The organism is Pseudomonas wadenswilerensis, from assembly GCF_024749185.1.
GTDB classification, from domain to species: Bacteria; Pseudomonadota; Gammaproteobacteria; order Pseudomonadales; family Pseudomonadaceae; genus Aquipseudomonas; species Aquipseudomonas wadenswilerensis.
Window position 1 is genome coordinate 736,572 of sequence record NZ_CP087191.1, and the last position, 15,150, is coordinate 751,721.

At 64.4% G+C, this 15,150-nt stretch carries 15 protein-coding genes and 1 pseudogene; 6 read left to right on the plus strand and 10 right to left on the minus strand.

What is annotated here, in order from left to right; all coding sequences use genetic code 11:
• Position 1: 1 nt before the first annotated feature.
• The 6 genes from LOY45_RS03250 to LOY45_RS03275 are packed head-to-tail and all read right to left on the minus strand — an operon-like array spanning position 2 to position 5,780.
• Positions 2 to 625 (minus strand): lysophospholipid acyltransferase family protein, encoded by a 624-nt coding sequence (locus LOY45_RS03250; protein ID WP_258578738.1) that lies wholly within the window; start codon positions 623 to 625, stop codon positions 2 to 4.
• Between the two features lie 11 nt (positions 626 to 636).
• A complete protein-coding gene (locus LOY45_RS03255; protein ID WP_258578739.1) occupies positions 637 to 1,095 on the minus strand; it encodes a hypothetical protein in 459 nt (152 codons plus the stop codon).
• Positions 1,092 to 2,411 carry a phosphatase PAP2/dual specificity phosphatase family protein gene (locus tag LOY45_RS03260; RefSeq protein ID WP_258578740.1) on the minus strand — a complete coding sequence of 440 codons (1,320 nt, stop codon included), beginning with the start codon at positions 2,409 to 2,411 and terminating at the stop codon, positions 1,092 to 1,094. Before LOY45_RS03260 ends, LOY45_RS03255 begins: the two co-directional genes overlap by 4 nt.
• Entirely contained in the window at positions 2,411 to 4,165 is a 1,755-nt protein-coding gene (locus tag LOY45_RS03265) for a bifunctional alpha/beta hydrolase/class I SAM-dependent methyltransferase (RefSeq protein ID WP_115088848.1), read from the minus strand. The genes LOY45_RS03260 and LOY45_RS03265 overlap by 1 nt, the downstream gene beginning before the upstream one ends.
• 30 nt (positions 4,166 to 4,195) lie before the next feature.
• Positions 4,196 to 4,801 carry a CDP-alcohol phosphatidyltransferase family protein gene (locus tag LOY45_RS03270; protein WP_134064388.1) on the minus strand — a complete coding sequence of 202 codons (606 nt, stop codon included), beginning with the start codon at positions 4,799 to 4,801 and terminating at the stop codon, positions 4,196 to 4,198.
• 46 nt (positions 4,802 to 4,847) lie between these two features.
• A complete protein-coding gene (locus tag LOY45_RS03275) occupies positions 4,848 to 5,780 on the minus strand; it encodes a LysR substrate-binding domain-containing protein (RefSeq protein ID WP_258578741.1) in 933 nt (310 codons plus the stop codon).
• 77 nt (positions 5,781 to 5,857) lie between these two features.
• Here LOY45_RS03275 and LOY45_RS03280 point away from each other — a divergent pair, with 77 nt between their 5' ends.
• Complete coding sequence (locus LOY45_RS03280; protein WP_115088843.1) at positions 5,858 to 6,622, plus strand: sulfite exporter TauE/SafE family protein; 765 nt, start codon at positions 5,858 to 5,860, stop codon at positions 6,620 to 6,622.
• On the opposite strand, the gene LOY45_RS03285 is transcribed toward LOY45_RS03280, so the two are convergent.
• A complete protein-coding gene (locus LOY45_RS03285; RefSeq protein WP_115088840.1) occupies positions 6,612 to 6,926 on the minus strand; it encodes a putative quinol monooxygenase in 315 nt (104 codons plus the stop codon). The genes LOY45_RS03280 and LOY45_RS03285 overlap by 11 nt on opposite strands.
• 191 nt (positions 6,927 to 7,117) lie before the next feature.
• Here LOY45_RS03285 and mdaB point away from each other — a divergent pair, with 191 nt between their 5' ends.
• The 3 genes from mdaB (at position 7,118) to ggt (ending at position 10,457) form a co-directional block, all read left to right on the plus strand.
• On the plus strand, positions 7,118 to 7,708 hold the full coding sequence (mdaB, locus tag LOY45_RS03290; protein ID WP_134064386.1) for an NADPH:quinone oxidoreductase MdaB: 591 nt from the start codon (positions 7,118 to 7,120) through the stop codon (positions 7,706 to 7,708).
• Positions 7,709 to 7,775: 67 nt separating this feature from the next.
• Positions 7,776 to 8,672: a LysR family transcriptional regulator gene (locus LOY45_RS03295; protein WP_115088837.1), complete on the plus strand. Its 897-nt coding sequence runs from the start codon at positions 7,776 to 7,778 to the stop codon at positions 8,670 to 8,672.
• A 117-nt stretch (positions 8,673 to 8,789) separates the two neighbouring features.
• Positions 8,790 to 10,457, plus strand: coding sequence for a gamma-glutamyltransferase (ggt, locus tag LOY45_RS03300; protein WP_258578742.1), 1,668 nt, complete (start codon positions 8,790 to 8,792; stop codon positions 10,455 to 10,457).
• Between the two features lie 113 nt (positions 10,458 to 10,570).
• Here the strand turns inward: ggt and LOY45_RS26925 are convergent, their stop codons facing one another.
• The 3 genes and pseudogenes from LOY45_RS26925 to ypfJ all read right to left on the minus strand — a co-directional run bounded on the left by LOY45_RS26925 (position 10,571) and on the right by ypfJ (position 13,585).
• Positions 10,571 to 11,434, minus strand: a complete 864-nt coding sequence (locus tag LOY45_RS26925) for a methyl-accepting chemotaxis protein (RefSeq protein ID WP_415842470.1) — start codon at positions 11,432 to 11,434, stop codon at positions 10,571 to 10,573.
• Positions 11,426 to 12,490: pseudogene (locus LOY45_RS26930) on the minus strand (methyl-accepting chemotaxis protein); the annotation flags it as partial. The pseudogene LOY45_RS26930 and the gene LOY45_RS26925, both read right to left, overlap by 9 nt.
• 210 nt (positions 12,491 to 12,700) lie before the next feature.
• Positions 12,701 to 13,585, minus strand: a complete 885-nt coding sequence (gene ypfJ, locus LOY45_RS03310) for a KPN_02809 family neutral zinc metallopeptidase (protein ID WP_115088832.1) — start codon at positions 13,583 to 13,585, stop codon at positions 12,701 to 12,703.
• A gap of 200 nt (positions 13,586 to 13,785) precedes the next feature.
• Here ypfJ and pcaH point away from each other — a divergent pair, with 200 nt between their 5' ends.
• Together pcaH and pcaG are read left to right on the plus strand one after the other, a co-directional pair.
• On the plus strand, positions 13,786 to 14,505 hold the full coding sequence (gene pcaH / locus LOY45_RS03315) for a protocatechuate 3,4-dioxygenase subunit beta (protein ID WP_115088830.1): 720 nt from the start codon (positions 13,786 to 13,788) through the stop codon (positions 14,503 to 14,505).
• 11 nt (positions 14,506 to 14,516) lie between these two features.
• On the plus strand, positions 14,517 to 15,122 hold the full coding sequence (pcaG, locus tag LOY45_RS03320; protein ID WP_115088828.1) for a protocatechuate 3,4-dioxygenase subunit alpha: 606 nt from the start codon (positions 14,517 to 14,519) through the stop codon (positions 15,120 to 15,122).
• The last annotated feature ends 28 nt before the right edge of the window (positions 15,123 to 15,150 follow it).

The window sequence follows — 15,150 nt, forward strand, 5'->3', positions numbered from 1 at the left end:
CTCAGGATTCCTTCGGGGCCAGGGCCAACAGGGCCTGGCGGGCCCGGTCGAGAAACGCGTGCTTGCTTTCGTCCGCTTGCAGGTGCAGCGGCTCGCCAAAGCTCAGGGTGCACAGCAAGGGTAGCGGCAGGGCGCGACCCTTGGGCATGACCCGGTTGAGGTTGGCGATCCATACCGGGATCACCTCGACCTGCGGGTGGGCGCTGGTCAGGTGGAACAGTCCGCTCTTGAACGCCAGCAACGGTTCGTCGCTGAGGTTGCGCGTGCCTTCGGGAAAGAAGATCAGCGAATCACCCTGGGCCAGCGCATCCTGGATCGGTTGCAAAGGGTTGCTTGTGGCGTCGCTGTGCTGGCGGTCGATCAGCACGCCATTGAACACCCGCTTGATCAGAAACTGGCGGATGCCGGGTTTTTGCCAGTAATCGGCACCGGCCACCGGTCGCGTGTGCTGGCGCAGGGGCTGGGGCAGCGAGGCCCAGATCAGCACGAAGTCGCCGTGGCTGCTGTGGTTGGCGTAGTACAGCCGTTGCACCGGTTGCGGCGTGCAGCCCAGCCACAGGGCGCGGGCGCCGGTGATCAGGCGGGCGACCGAGGTGATGGCAAAGGCGGTGAGGGCAGCAAGCATGGGCAAGGTCCTTATCCGGCGGAGTGAAACAAGGGCAAAAGCAGGATGCCGGCCAGCGCCAGCAGGGCCTGTACCGCAAAGCACAGGAGTTGTTTGCGCAGCAGGCCCATGGCTGCCAGGCCGCGTGCCTGCCAGTCGCGGTTGTCGACCGGGTTGGCCTTCAGGCCCAGGGCGCACAACGACTGGTCCAGCGCCTGGGTGTGCTGCGTGAGCTGATCGCTGCGGGTGGCCAGGTGCGCAAACAGATCGGCATCCAGTGCTACGCGTATGGCGAAAAACTTTTGCAGCAAGCCGGCCAACAGCAACACGCTGCACAGCACGCTGCTCAACCACGGGGCGGGCGTGCCGATCAGCAGCACCGCGAGGCCAAAAAACACCGCCAGCAAGCTGATGCCGTCGGCCAGGCGCTCGACCTGCCGCCCGCGCTTGAGCAGGCTGGCGACCAGGGCCAGGTGGATTTCGCCGCTCACAGGCAAGGCTCCGTTTGCAGGCGTTCAATCACCTGCAGGTGCTGCGGATGCAGGACCACCCCGGGGCGTGCCTGGCTGATGCGTTGCTGCGCTTGCCGGGCATCGCTGCAGCGCCCGCTGAGCACCAGCCAGGCGGCCACGGCGCTGGCGCTGCGGGAGTAACCGAGGGCGCAGCAGACCAGCACCGGGCCCTGCTGGCGCAGTTGCTCGATGGCCGCTGCCGCGTCCCGGCAGCGCTCGGCCGTGGGCACGACCAGATCGAGGCTGGGCAGGGCGCAGTAGGCCTGGCTCGGGGCAAGCGACGCTGGCAGTTCGGCGCACAGATCGACAATGGCGGCGAAGTGCGCGGCTTGACCCTTGCCCGGAATTCGCCCGAGGTACACGCCATCGCACACTTCATCCGCTTGAGGATGACGCCGCGTCCACCAGCGTGAGTTGAGCCAGGCACCAATCAGGTAGGGCGCCAGCAACCAGCGCGTGGCATACGAGAGCCGGCCATCGGCCCCTTTCTGAAAGCCTTCGGCGCCCAGTTGCGCATAGTTGAGCGCCACCACCAGCAGCGCGACCGCCGGCCACATCAACCACAGGGCGACGCCGCCCAGGTACAGCGCCAGTCCCACCAGCACTGCCGCCCCGGCCCCATAGCGCAGCGCCAGGCGCCAGCGCTGCGGATCGCGGGCAAGTTGCAGATGGCGCAGCACCGGCCGGCCGTCAACCGGCCACAGCCAAACGCACAGCACCCCCACCAGCGCGCCGCTGGGCAGGTCGATAAAGTGGTGTTGCCAGGTGGTCAGCACCGACAGGCCGATCAGCGCCATCCAGCCATGTACCAGCAAGCGTGGCAGCCTGGCGTGGATATGCCGGGCAAACATCGCCCAGATGATCACCAGCAAGGCGATGTGCAGCGACGGCGCCTGGTTGAACGGTTTGTCGAAGCCCATCAGCACATCGAACAACCAGCCGAACAGGCCATCCAGCGCTGGCCGTTCGACGGTGAAACGCAGCGGCCAGAGCAGAAAACCGAGGATGCAGATGACCTGCGCGCTAAGCAGGCGCAGAGCATGGCGGTCCATCTCCCGACGGCTCAGCGGCAGCAGGAACGACAGGCCGTAGAGCAGGTCGATCGACCAGTACGGGATGATGGTCCAGGGCCACAGCGGGATGCTGCCTTCCCAGGCAAACACCAGGCTGCCGACGTCGCTGCGCCCGGCGGTGTAGGTGTTGGTCAGGCCGTAGCTGAGAAAGAACAGCGGGCCGAGCAACAGCAGCCAGAGCACCCCGCGCTTGATCAAGCCTGGCTCGCGCGCAGTGCTCATCAAGCGACCCGCTGGGCCAGGCTGACGCTGAAGATGCCCCACTCATCGATACGCTGGCAGACCTTGCGAAAGCCGGCCGCCTCGACCAGTTGATCCATCTCCACCTGGCTGCGCCGGCGCATCACCCAGGCCTGGCCGGCGCGGTGGCTGGTCAGAGCGCGGGCGATCATCTCCAGCTGCGGGTGCCAGGGTTGGCCGGTGTACACCAGGTAACCGCCGGGCTCCACGGCCTGGGCCAGGCCGCCCAGGGAGTCGCCAACCATCTGGTTACTGGCGAACAGTTCATACAGGCCCGAGACCACTGCCAGGGTCGGGCGTGGGTCGAGGCTGGCCAGGCTTTGGGCATCGAAGGCATCGCCCTGGACGAAGCGGGCAATGTCGGCCAGGCCTTTTTCGGCGATCAGCGCGCTGCCCTGCTGGACGTTGAGCTCGCTGTAGTCGCGCAGCAGGATCGACTCCGGCTTGCGCTCCAGGCCCTGCAGCGCTTCGAGGATGTAGCGGCCATGGCCGGCGGCGATATCGACGATATCCACCGGCTTGCCCTGTTCGCGCAGGCGTTCGATGGCCAGGCGCAGCAGTTCCTCGACATGCAGCTTGCGCTGGCGGATGCCGCGCCAGCCGATGGCGTTGAGGTAGTTCTGGTCGATCATCCGCCCGATCGCGCCCTTGCCGGTGGGCTGGTTGCGGTAGACGTAGTCCAGGGTGCTGCCGGAGTCGAAGCCGGTGTCGAAGCCCAGCTTGACCCCGTCCGACAAGCCCTTGCCCAGCCGTAGGCTGGCGCGGGTGGCGCGCCAGTAGAGGTCGGCCGGTGAGTTGCGTGGCAGCGGCGCGGCCAGGCTTTCGGCCTCGGCGCAGCTGGCACCCAGCTGGTCGGCAGCGAGCAGGGAAGGGCGCTGCGGCGCCTGGCTGAAACAGTGCCCGATAAACCGGCGGATCCGCGCCAGGGCATGGCTGCGGTCACGTTCGCCAAGGGTGTCGTGGAAGAACCCGGGGAGGATGTGTTTTTCTTTGTGCACGCTTCCCAGGCGCTCGAAGAACTGCTCCTGGGGTTTGCGCTTGACCACGAAATCGGCGCCGGAAATCAACAGCTGGGTCGGCACCTGGATCGCCTGGGCATCGGCCACCACGCGGTCGGCGGCTTCATACAGGCCAAGCAGCATGGTCACCGAAATCGGCCGGCTGATCAGCGGGTCGCTTTCATACGATGCGATGCGTTCGGGGTCGTGGCTGAGCAGGCGCGGCTTGACGTAGCTGTTGACGAAGAAGTTGCCGCGCCAGGCGCGCATCAGCTTCAGCCCCGGGCGGGCGAACGGCACGTACAGCTTGACCTTGAAGGCCGGCGAGGCCAGCACCAGGCAGCGCACCTTGGGCGCGTAGTCGTGGGCCCAGGTGGCGATCAGCACGGCACCGACGCTTTGCGCCAGTACCGCCATGTCCTCTTCGGCGATGCCGTGCTCGCGGGCGATATGTTCGATGAAGGTCTGCACGTCGCGCACACTGCAGGCGAAGCTCGGGCTGTCGCCACGGGCCCCTGGCGACTGGCCGTGGCCACGGGCGTCCCAGGCGAAGAAGTCATGGTCGGGCAACTGCAGCTCATCGGCCAGATGGGCCATGCGCCCACCGTGTTCGTGGCCGCGGTGGAACAGCACCACGGCGCGGCGTGGCTGGCCGTCAGCGACGTTGGCGGGCCAGTGGCGGTAATGCAGTTCGACGCCGTCGTGGGTGGTGAAGTGCAGCGATTGCGCGTTGCGCATGGCAAATATCCTTATCTGGCACAAAGAGCTTCAGCGGGTTTGCGCCAGACCGCGGCTGACCCGGTTGTAGAGGGTATAGAGCGAGAGCAGCAAGATCACCAGCAGCACGCCGTTGATCCAGCTGGCAGGCAGCAGTCCTGCGGCGACGCCGGCACCGAGCACGCCGAAGACAAAAGCCCGGTCGCTCTTGCCCATGGGACCGTCGTAGCGGCGCTCGGCGCCGACCAGCGGGCCCATGACCCCGGCGTATTCGCTGATCAGCGCCGCCAGCACGACGATCACCACCAGCGCCGATGAGACGCCCGGCAGCAAGGCAAAAGGCAGGTACAGGGCGCTGTCGGCGACCAGGTCGCAGAGTTCGTTGTAGTAGGCACCGAGCTTCGATTGCTGGCCGAATTCGCGGGCGAGCATGCCGTCGATGGCATTGAGGGCCATGCGCAGCAGCATCCACACCGGCACCAGGGCGAACAGCCAGGTGAGGTGTGGCAGCCAGGCCAGCAACAGGCCGAGCAACACGGAAACCACGGCGGCGCTCAGGGTCACCTGGTTGGCGGTGACGCCGCGTTGGTACAGGCGCTCGACCGTCGGGCGCAACAGCGCCTGAAAGCGGGGTTTGAGCTGGTAGATCGACGGCACGGTGAAACTCCCTTTACGACTCGGTTGGCGATCAGTGCAGCAACAACTAGGTCCGCGGGGGCGATTGTCGGTGGATTGCCCCTGCCGGAGCAATAGCGCCGGCACTCAGGCAGTCGAGCAAGGCCTGCGCATGCCCGGGCAGTCCGGCAAAATCCCGGCTGCACAGGCGCAACTGACGGTTGGCCCACGGCTCGCTTAGCGCCAGGCTGTGCAACGGCAACACGCCCTGCCAGCGCTGTACCGCTGCCAGTGGCACGATTCCCAAACCGGCGCCATGGGCGACCATGCGGATCACCCCGTCGAAGCCTTCGGCGCGCACCCGGACTTGCAGGCGCCGGCCCAGGTGCAGGGCCTGCTCTTCAAGGTGCAGGGCGAGGGCGCTGTCGGCCTGCAGGCCGACGTAGCCGTGGCCGAGGGTGTCGGCAAAGCGCAGGCTGGCGTCGACGGCCAGTGGGTGAGCGGGCGGCATGATCAGTACCAGCGGGTCGTCGCGAAACGCCAGGGTCTGCAGGTGTTCGCTGGCCACCGCGCTGGAAATGATGCCGATATCCGCCACGCCCTGGGTGATCGCCTGAACGATGCGCAGGCTCGGCAGTTCATGGATATCGAGGTCGATGGCCGGGTACTGCTGAAGAAACCCGGCAAGCAGCTCCGGCAGGTATTCGGTCAACGCTGCGGTGTTGCACAGCAGTCGCACCTGGCCCTGCAGGCCCTGGGCGTACTGCCCGAGGTCGAACTGCAGGCGTTCGACCTGCTGGGCGATCAGCCGGGCATGCTGCAGCAGCGCCTGTCCCGCAGGCGTGGCCTGCACGCCACGGCGGTTGCGTTCGAGCAGCGGTGTGCCCAACGAACTTTCCATGGCGCGGATGCGCGCGCTGGCGGCCGGCAGCGACAGGTGGCTGCGCTGGGCGCCAGCGGTGATGTTGCCGCACTCCAGGGTGTGCTGGAACAGTCGCAGGTCAATCAGATCGAAATGCATCAGCCTCTTCCTGGGCAATAGTCTGGCTGAGTATATGGCAGATTTTCAGTCTCAGTGGCGAGGTGCAGGATAGCGCCATGACTACCTTGTTCGGCTTCTATCAGGATATCGGTCCAGCGCTGACGCTGCTGGTTCTGGCGACCTTCGTGCTGGCCGGCGCGGTGAAGGGCGTGATTGGCCTGGGCCTGCCGACCATAGCCATGGGCCTGCTCGGAATGGCTATGTCCCCGGCGCAGGCAGCGGCCTTGCTGATCGTGCCCTCGACCCTGACCAACCTCTGGCAACTGGCCTTTGGTGGACACTTGCGGGCCCTGCTGAAAAGGCTGTGGCCGATGCTGGCGATGATTTTTGTCGGCACCTTGCTGGGCAGCGCCTGGCTGGGCATCAACAGTGGCGAATGGGCGGCGCGTGCCTTGGGTGGGGCGTTACTGGCGTATGCGTTGTACGGCCTGTTCGGCCGAGCAGTGCGCCTGGCGGCTGCACATGAACCCTGGCTTGGGCCGCTCTGCGGGCTGAGCACCGGGGTGATCACCGCTGCCACCGGGGTGTTTGTGATTCCTGCGGTGCCTTACCTGCAGAGCCTGGGCCTGAGCCGCGACGAAATGGTCCAGGCCCTGGGCCTGTCGTTCAGCGTCTCGACCCTGGCCCTGGCGATCGGCCTGGCGGGCCAGGATGCGCTGGGTGCGCAGGCCCTGGGCGCGTCATTGCTGGTGCTGGCGCCGGCGCTGCTGGGGATGCTCGGCGGCCAGTGGCTGCGTCAGCGCATCAGCGCCGTGCTGTTCAAGCGCTGCTTCTTTACCGGCCTGGCCCTGCTCGGCGCGCACCTGTTGCTCAACGGCTAGCCGAAGAGGGGCTGAGCATGTCGATCAACTGGATATCGAAGTCACGCTCCAGGTAGTCCATGCGCTTCTCGAAAAACGCCGCCATGTGCGGCAGGGCCGAGTGCACATCCAGCGCCGCCTTGCTGGCCCAGATCTCGTAGAAGACGAACAGGCTTGGGTCTTGCTGGTCGCGCAGCATGTGGTATTCGACGCAGCCCGGTTCCTCTCGGCTTGGCTCGACGTAGGCGCGAAACAGCGCTTCGAAGGCTTCGGACATTTCCGGACGGGTCTTGGCTTTGAGGATGAAACCGTATTGCTCGCTCATGAAGAGGCCTCTGAAAGGAAGGGGTGAAACGATTCTAAGGCAACAATATGCGTGCTATTCGTGCTTTTTAGTCAAATGTATTTTGCCCCCGCGCGGCTGTTTCCCCGCGAGGCCGGCCCCTATTCTGCCGCCATCAAATTCACTCGGTCACAGGCTCCGTTGCCCCTGATCGAACACAGATGAGGCACCCCATGAAAAAAGTCCTGTTGCTCAACGGTGGTAAAAAATTCGCCCACTCCGATGGCCGCCTGAACGAAACCCTGCATGAAACCGCACTGGCATTCCTTGACCGCGCCGGTTTCGACGTCAAGACCACCTACATCGACGGCGGCTACGACAACGCCGAAGAGGTGCAGAAGTTCCTCTGGGCCGACGTCATCATCTATCAGATGCCTGGCTGGTGGATGGGCGCGCCGTGGACCGTCAAGCAGTACCTGGACGAAGTCTTCACCGCCGGCCACGGTAGCCTCTACGCCAGCGACGGCCGCACCCGATCCGATGCTTCGCAAAAGTACGGCAGCGGCGGCTTGATCCAGGGCAAGCAGTACATGCTGTCGCTGACCTGGAATGCACCGCAGCAAGCCTTCGACGACCCCAGCGACTTCTTCGAAGGCAAGGGCGTGGACGCGGTGTACTTCCCGTTCCACAAGGCCAACCAGTTCCTCGGCATGAGCGGCCTGCCGACCTACCTTGCCGTGGATGTGATGAAGCGCCCCAACGTCGAAGCCGCCGTGGCCGCCTACGAGCAGCACCTGGCCGAGGTTTTCCAGGCTCAAGCCTGATGAAGCCTTGCGCTGGCCGCGCCAAGCGGCTATCTATCACGGCTGTTGCCAACCCCGGGGTACAGCCGTGAAAGCCAGGTCCGATGAATTGCAGGTGTTCGTCTCGGTGATCGAGTGTGGCTCGATTTCCGCGGCCGCCGAGCAGGGCGGGCAGACGCCGTCGGCGATCAGCCGGACCCTGTCGCGCCTGGAAACCAAGCTCGGCACCACCCTGATCAACCGCACCACCCGGCGCATGGACCTGACCGAAGAAGGGCGGTTTTTCTTCGAGCGGGCCAAGTCGATCCTGCAGCAGATGGACGAGCTCGAAGAGCATCTGTCGGTGCACCACCAGACGCCGTCCGGGCGCTTGCGCATCAACGCCGCGCTGCCGTTCATGCTGCACGCCATCGTGCCCTGGGTCGGTGAGTTCCGCGCGCTGTACCCGCAGATCCAGCTGGAGCTCAACACCAGCGATTTGATCATCGACCTGATCGAACAGAGCACCGACGTTGCCATTCGCATCGGCGAGCTGGCCGACTCCAGCCTGCATGCCCGCGCGCTCGGTTGCAGCCCGTTGAACCTGCTGGCCAGCCCCGAGTACCTGGCCCGGCATGGCACGCCCGAGCAGGTTGAAGACCTGCAAGGCCATGCGCTGCTCGGCTTCACCCAGACCGAGACCCTCAACCACTGGCCACTGCGCCATGCCGAAGGCGATCGCCTGCTGATCCGCCCGGCGCTGTCGGCCTCCAGCGGTGAAACCCTGCGCGAACTGGCCCTGGCCGGTGAAGGCATCGTCTGCCTGTCGCACTTCATGACCCATGAAGACATCCGCAGCGGGCGCCTGCAGGTGCTCCTGCCCGAGCACAACAGTGGCTATCGCCAGCCGATCAATGCGGTGTACTACCGCAACACCCAGCTGGCGCTGCGCATCCAGTGCTTTCTCGATTTCATCCAGAACAAGCTGGCGATCTACGCCTGCTGAAGCATCCATCCGCGACATCTTCTGCCTGTGAGCGGCGAAATTTCCTGCCGTGTTTGATAACTCGTCTGACATCAGCCTTAATGGCTGTTCAACGAAAACAACACTAAGGAAGCTCTCATGCGCGTTGTGATGTTCCGATCCCTGGCCCTGGGCGCCGCGATCCTCGCCAGTAACGCGGCTTACGCGGTTAGCCTGGAGGGCGGTGCGGTCGCTGCACCCGATCAATATGGTGCACAGGTCGCCGCCGATATCCTGAAAAAAGGCGGCAACGCGGTGGACGCGGCAGTGGCCACCGCCTTCACCCTGGCGGTCACCTACCCCGAGGCGGGCAACATCGGTGGCGGTGGTTTCATGACCCTCTATGTCGACGGCAAGGCCTACTTCCTCGACTACCGCGAAACCGCGCCGAAGGCCGCCAGCCGCAACATGTACCTGGACGACAAGGGCGAGATCATCGAGAACCTCAGCCTGGTCGGTTCCCGTGCCGCTGGCGTGCCTGGCACGGTGATGGGGCTGTGGGAGGCGCATCAGAAATTCGGCAAGCTGCCCTGGGCCGAGCTGCTGACCCCGGCGGTTGGCTATGCCAAGAATGGCTTCAAGGTCGCGTCCAAGCAGTACCAGTACCGCGAAGATGCCCTGGGCCTGTTCAAGGACAGCACCAACTTCAACGACTATTTCGGCAGCATGAGAGTCGGCGAGACCTTCAAGCAGCCGGAGCTGGCACAAACCCTGGAGCGCATTGCCGACAAGGGCGTCAGCGAGTTCTACCAGGGCAAGACCGCCGACCTGATGGTGGCGCAGATGCAGGCCGACAAGGGCCTGATCAGCAAGGACGACCTCAAGGATTACAAAGCGGTATGGCGTGAGCCGATGAAGATCGACTGGCGTGGCAACACCGTCTACACCGCGCCACTGCCAAGCTCGGGCGGTATCGCCCTGGCCCAGCTGCTGGGTATCAAGGAAGCGCGCGCCGCTGACTTCAAGGGTGTCGAGCTGAACTCGGCGCGCTACATCCACCTGTTGGCCGAAATCGAAAAACGCGTGTTTGCCGACCGCGCCGACTACCTCGGCGACCCGGCGTTCTCCAAGGTGCCGGTCGAGCAGCTGATCGCCAAGGACTACATTGCCAAGCGCGCCGAGGAGGTCAACCCGACCGCCATCTCGGAAACCGCGAAAGTCCGCCCGGGCCTCGAACCGCACCAGACCACGCACTTCTCCATCGTCGACAAGGACGGTAACGCGGTCAGCAACACCTACACCCTGAACTGGGACTACGGCAGCGGCGTGGTGGTCAAGGGCGCGGGCTTTTTGCTCAACGACGAAATGGACGACTTCAGTTCCAAGCCGGGTGTGGCCAACGCCTTTGGTGTGGTCGGTGGCGATGCCAACGCGATCGAGCCGGGCAAGCGCATGCTCTCGTCGATGAGCCCGAGCCTGGTGACCCGCGATGGCAATGTCACCCTGGTGCTGGGTACCCCGGGTGGTTCGCGGATCTTCACCTCGATCTTCCAGGTGCTGAACAACCTCTATGACTACAACCTGCCGCTGGAAAAAGCCGTGGCTGCGCAGCGCGTGCATCACCAGTTGCTGCCCAAGGACACCATTTATTTCGATGCCTTTGCACCGCTTAACGGCAAGGTCGCTGAAGAGCTGAAGAAGATGGGCTACACCCTGGAAGATCAGGGTTGGGAGATGGGCGACATCCAGGCCATCCGGGTTAATGGCACGGCGCTGGAAACCGCTTCCGATCCGCGTGGGCGGGGAGTGGGGCAGATCGTTAAATAGGTGGTGAAGCTATCGCTGGCAAGCCAGCTCCCACAGGGTTCGGTGTAAACAGATCCATTGTGGGAGCCGGACTTGCCGGCGATGGGCTGCAAAGCAGCCCCGGCTTCAGCGGGTCAGACGCGGAAGTGGCTGACCATGGTTTGCAACTGGTTACCCAGGCGCGCCAGTTCAACACTCGACGCTGCGGTCTCATCGCTGGCCGCCGCCGTCTGTTCGGACACATCGCGCACATTGAGAATGCTGCGGCTGATCTGCTCGGCCACCGCGCTCTGCTGCTCCGCCGCTGCAGCAATCTGCTGGTTCATCGACTGAATGTTCGACACGGTGCGGGTGATGCTTTCCAGCGAGGCACCGGCCTTGCGGGTGAGCTCGACGCTGCTGTCGGTCAGGTTGCGGCTGCCGAGCATCACGTTGGCCACCTGCTGGGTACCGCTCTGCAGGCCAGCGACCAGCTCTTCGATCTCTTCGGTGGATTTCTGCGTGCGCTGGGCCAGGCCGCGAACCTCGTCCGCCACCACGGCAAAACCACGACCGGCTTCACCGGCGCGGGCCGCTTCGATGGCAGCGTTGAGCGCCAGCAGGTTGGTTTGCTCGGCCACCGACTTGATCACGTCCATGACGCTGCCGATCTTCTGGCTTTCCTGCTGCAGTTGGCCCATGGCCTCGGTGGAGCGGTGCACTTCTTCGGCCAGGCGTTCAATCTGCCTGATCGCTTCGGCGACTACCTGGTCACCGGCGCGAGCCTGGCCATCAGCTTCGGTGGCAGCCTCGGAAGCATGCTCGGCATTGCGCGCGACTTCCTGAACAGTGGCAGCCATTTCGTGCATGGCGGTGGCGACCTGGTCGGTTTCAACCTTCTGGCTGTTGACCCCGGCGCTGGTTTCTTCGGTGACGGCCGACAGCTCTTCGGCGGCGCTGGCGATCTGGGTGACGCCGTCGCGGATACCGGTGATCAGGTCGCGCAGGGTCGAGCCCATGCGCTGGATGCCTTGCTGCAGCACACCCAGTTCGTCGCGGCGGGTGACGCGCAGGTTGTGGGTCAGGTCGCCGGCGGCGATCTTCTCGACCACGGCCAGGGTCTCGCGCAGCGGACGGGTGATCTGCCGGGTGATGATCACGGCGGCCAGTACACCGACCAGCAGCGCCAGCAAGGTGGCGGTCAGTTGCAGGGTGCGGGCCTGAGCGCTTTCAATGTCGCGACGGTCGAGCTGGATCTGGTACAGGGCGTCGCTGGTCTTGACGATGTCGGCACCTTGAACGGTCATCTCCTGACGTGACACGGCGATATCAGCGGTGGCGTCGCGGAACTGGCGCACGGCGTCGCGGTAAGCCATGACGGCAGTCTCGAACTGCTTGATGCGCGCGGCTTCGCCAGGCAGCTGACGGTTCAGGCTGGCGATTTCGGCCAGGGCGGTGTCGAGCTGACGCAAGGCCAGTTGCTCGGTCTCGCTGCTGATGTCAGCGATGTAGCTGCGCACGGCCAGGCGTACCAGCAGCAGTTGTTCCTTGGCCTGGGTGGTGGTGCGGAACTGCTCCAGGCGGCTGGCGTCACCCTCGGGCAGGGCCAGCACGTCGCGGTTGATCGCTTCGATCAGCTCGATGGCGCGGGCCGCGGCCTGGTTCATCGAATCGCGAGCGGCCAGGCTGGTCTTGTAGCCGGCGCGCATCTTGTTGATCGACACCTGGTATTCGCTGATGGTCTGGCCCAGGTCCTGGAGCAGCTTGATGTTCTCGGGGCTCTTGAAGCTCTTCAGCAGTTTTTGCTGCTGTTCGCTGAAGGCATTGAGCTTGACCTGAACGTTGCCGGCCGCCGCATCGTCGCCGTTGGTCAGCATGTACTGCAGGCGGGTGATGCGCAGGTTGGTCAAGTCGCTGTTGAGCTGGGTGATGTCACTCATCCAGTTACTGCGATTGATCAGACTGCCCAGGCTGTTCCAGCCGGTCAGGGCCAGCAGGCCGGTAAGCAACAGCACCAGGCCAAAGCCCAGGCCGAGTTTCAGGTTGACGCTGATGTTGGCAAACCAGCTATTCATGCAATCCCTCCAGGAACGTTGTGCTTCTTGATCCGAATCGGTGGAAGGTTGTTGTTATTGATGGCCAGCCGATGTTCTGAGCAGGGTTTATCGGCGGCTTGCGCCGGAGCTGAAACGCTTTTTCAGCAAAAATGATCAGCGGTAGGTAACAGGGCATTTCTGCGGCCAGCCTGAGACTTCAGGTGGCCGCGAAACGGTGGGGCAGGCGGGTCAGAGCGAGCGTGCGCTAAAGGTGTCGCACTGGTTGATATCGCCCTTGGCGAAGCCGGTCTTGAACCAGCGCTGGCGCTGTTGCGAGGTGCCGTGGGTGAACGAATCCGGGACCACCCGGCCTTGGCCCTGCTGCTGCAGACGGTCGTCGCCGATGGCGTTGGCGGCGTTCAGGGCCTCTTCGATATCGCCGGGCTCCAGCCAGTTCAAGCGTTTTTGCGCCTGGAAAGCCCAGACGCCGGCCAGGCAGTCGGCCTGCAGTTCCTGGCGCACCAGCAAGCCGTTGTCGCCTTCCATGCGCTCGCCACGCTGGCGCGCGGCCTGGACCTTGGCCGAGACGCCGAGCAGGGTTTGCACATGGTGGCCGACTTCGTGGGCGATCACGTAGGCCTGGGCGAAGTCGCCGGCGGCCGAGAAACGCTGCTCCATTTCGCGGAAGAAGCTCATGTCCAGGTAGACCTTCTGGTCGGCCGGGCAATAGAACGGGCCGACCGCCGAAGAGGCGAAGCCGCAGGCCGAGTTGATCTGGCCGCTGAACAGGATCAGGTTGGGGTCTTTGTACTGGCGGCCGGCCTGGGCGAAGATGGCCTTCCAGGTGTCTTCGGTGTCGCCCAGCACGGACCGTACGAATTCCGCCTGCTCGTCGTTGGCCGGCGGCGCCTTGCCGGTGCCAGGGCTGACCGGTGCGGTCTGTTCCTGGCCCATCTGCCCGGCCAGCTGGCCGAGGATCTGCAGCGGGTCCTGGCCGGTTATCCAGCCAATCCCGACAATCAACAGGATCGCGCCGATGCTCAGGCCTTTGCCACCGCCGAAGCGCATGCCGCCACCGCCCTCGCCACGGGCATCGACCACATTGTCGCTACGCCTGCCTTTTCGCCATTGCATGAGTGCTCTCCGGAGCTTGGAAACATGAGGACAAAGATTAGTTCACCGCGTGGGGCTCTGTCAGATTCCTGATCTATTCATAACCATTTGGTTATGTATGGTGCGGTTCTTTTCAGTATTCGCCGGGCCCCGCATACCGGAAACTGCATGCTCGCCTGCCACGCCCAGGCCCTCCAATAATTCCAAGACAGGAGAACGGCATGTCTGCGCAAGACAACAGTCGCTTCGCTATCCGTGATCGCAACTGGCACCCGAAAGCCTTCACCCCGGACTACAAGACTTCCGTCGCCCGTTCGCCGCGCCAGGCCCTGGTGAGCATCCCGCAGTCGGTCAGCGAAAGCACCGGCCCGGATTTCTCGCACCTCAAGTTCGGCCCGCACGACCACGACCTGCTGCTCAACTTCAACAACGGCGGCCTGCCGATCGGTGAGCGCATCGTCCTGGCCGGCCGCGTCTGCGACCAGCACGGCAAACCGATCCCGCACACCCTGGTCGAGATCTGGCAAGCCAACGCCGGTGGCCGCTACCGGCACAAGAACGACCGCTACCTGGCGCCGCTGGACCCCAACTTTGGTGGCGTCGGCCGGGCCCTGACCGACAGCCAAGGCTACTACAGCTTCCGCACCATCAAGCCGGGTCCGTACCCCTGGCGCAACGGCCCCAACGACTGGCGTCCGGCGCATATCCATGTGTCGATCAGCGGCCCGTCGATTGCCACGCGCTTGATCACCCAGCTGTATTTCGAAGGCGATCCGTTGATCCCGATGTGCCCGATCGTCAAGTCGATTGCCAACCCTGACGCGGTGCAGAGCCTGATCGCACGGCTGGACATGAGCAATGCCAACCCCATGGATTGCCTGGCCTACCGCTTTGACATCGTGTTGCGCGGGCAGCGCAAGACCCACTTCGAAAACTGCTGAGGAGGCGCCCCATGCCTATCGAACTGCTGCCGGAAACCCCTTCGCAGACCGCCGGCCCCTACGTGCACATCGGCCTGGCCCTGGAGGCCGCCGGCAACCCGACCCGCGACCAGGAGATCTGGAACCGCATGGCGCGGACTGACGCCCCGGGCGAGCACATCCTGGTGTTCGGCAATGTCTATGACGGCAACGGCCATCTGGTGCGCGACTCGTTCCTGGAGTTCTGGCAGGCCGACCACAATGGCGACTACCAGGGCGACTTCGATCCGGAAAAACCGTTCAACAGCTTCGGCCGCACGGCCACGACGTTCGATGCCGGTGAGTGGGCCTTGCACACCATCAAGCCGGGTGTGGCGAACAACGCCGCGGGCGTGCCGATGGCGCCGCACATCAACATCAGCCTGTTTGCCCGTGGCATCAACATCCACCTGCAGACCCGCCTGTACTTCGATGACGAAGCCGAGGCCAATGCCAAGTGCCCGGTGCTCAACCTGATCGAGCAGCCGCAGCGGCGCGAGACACTGGTGGCGACTCGTTGCGAAGTGGACGGCAAGCTGGCGTATCGCTTCGATATCCGCATTCAGGGCGAAGGCGAGACGGTGTTCTTCGATTTCTGATGCTTTCTTGGGGCTGCTTTGCAGACCA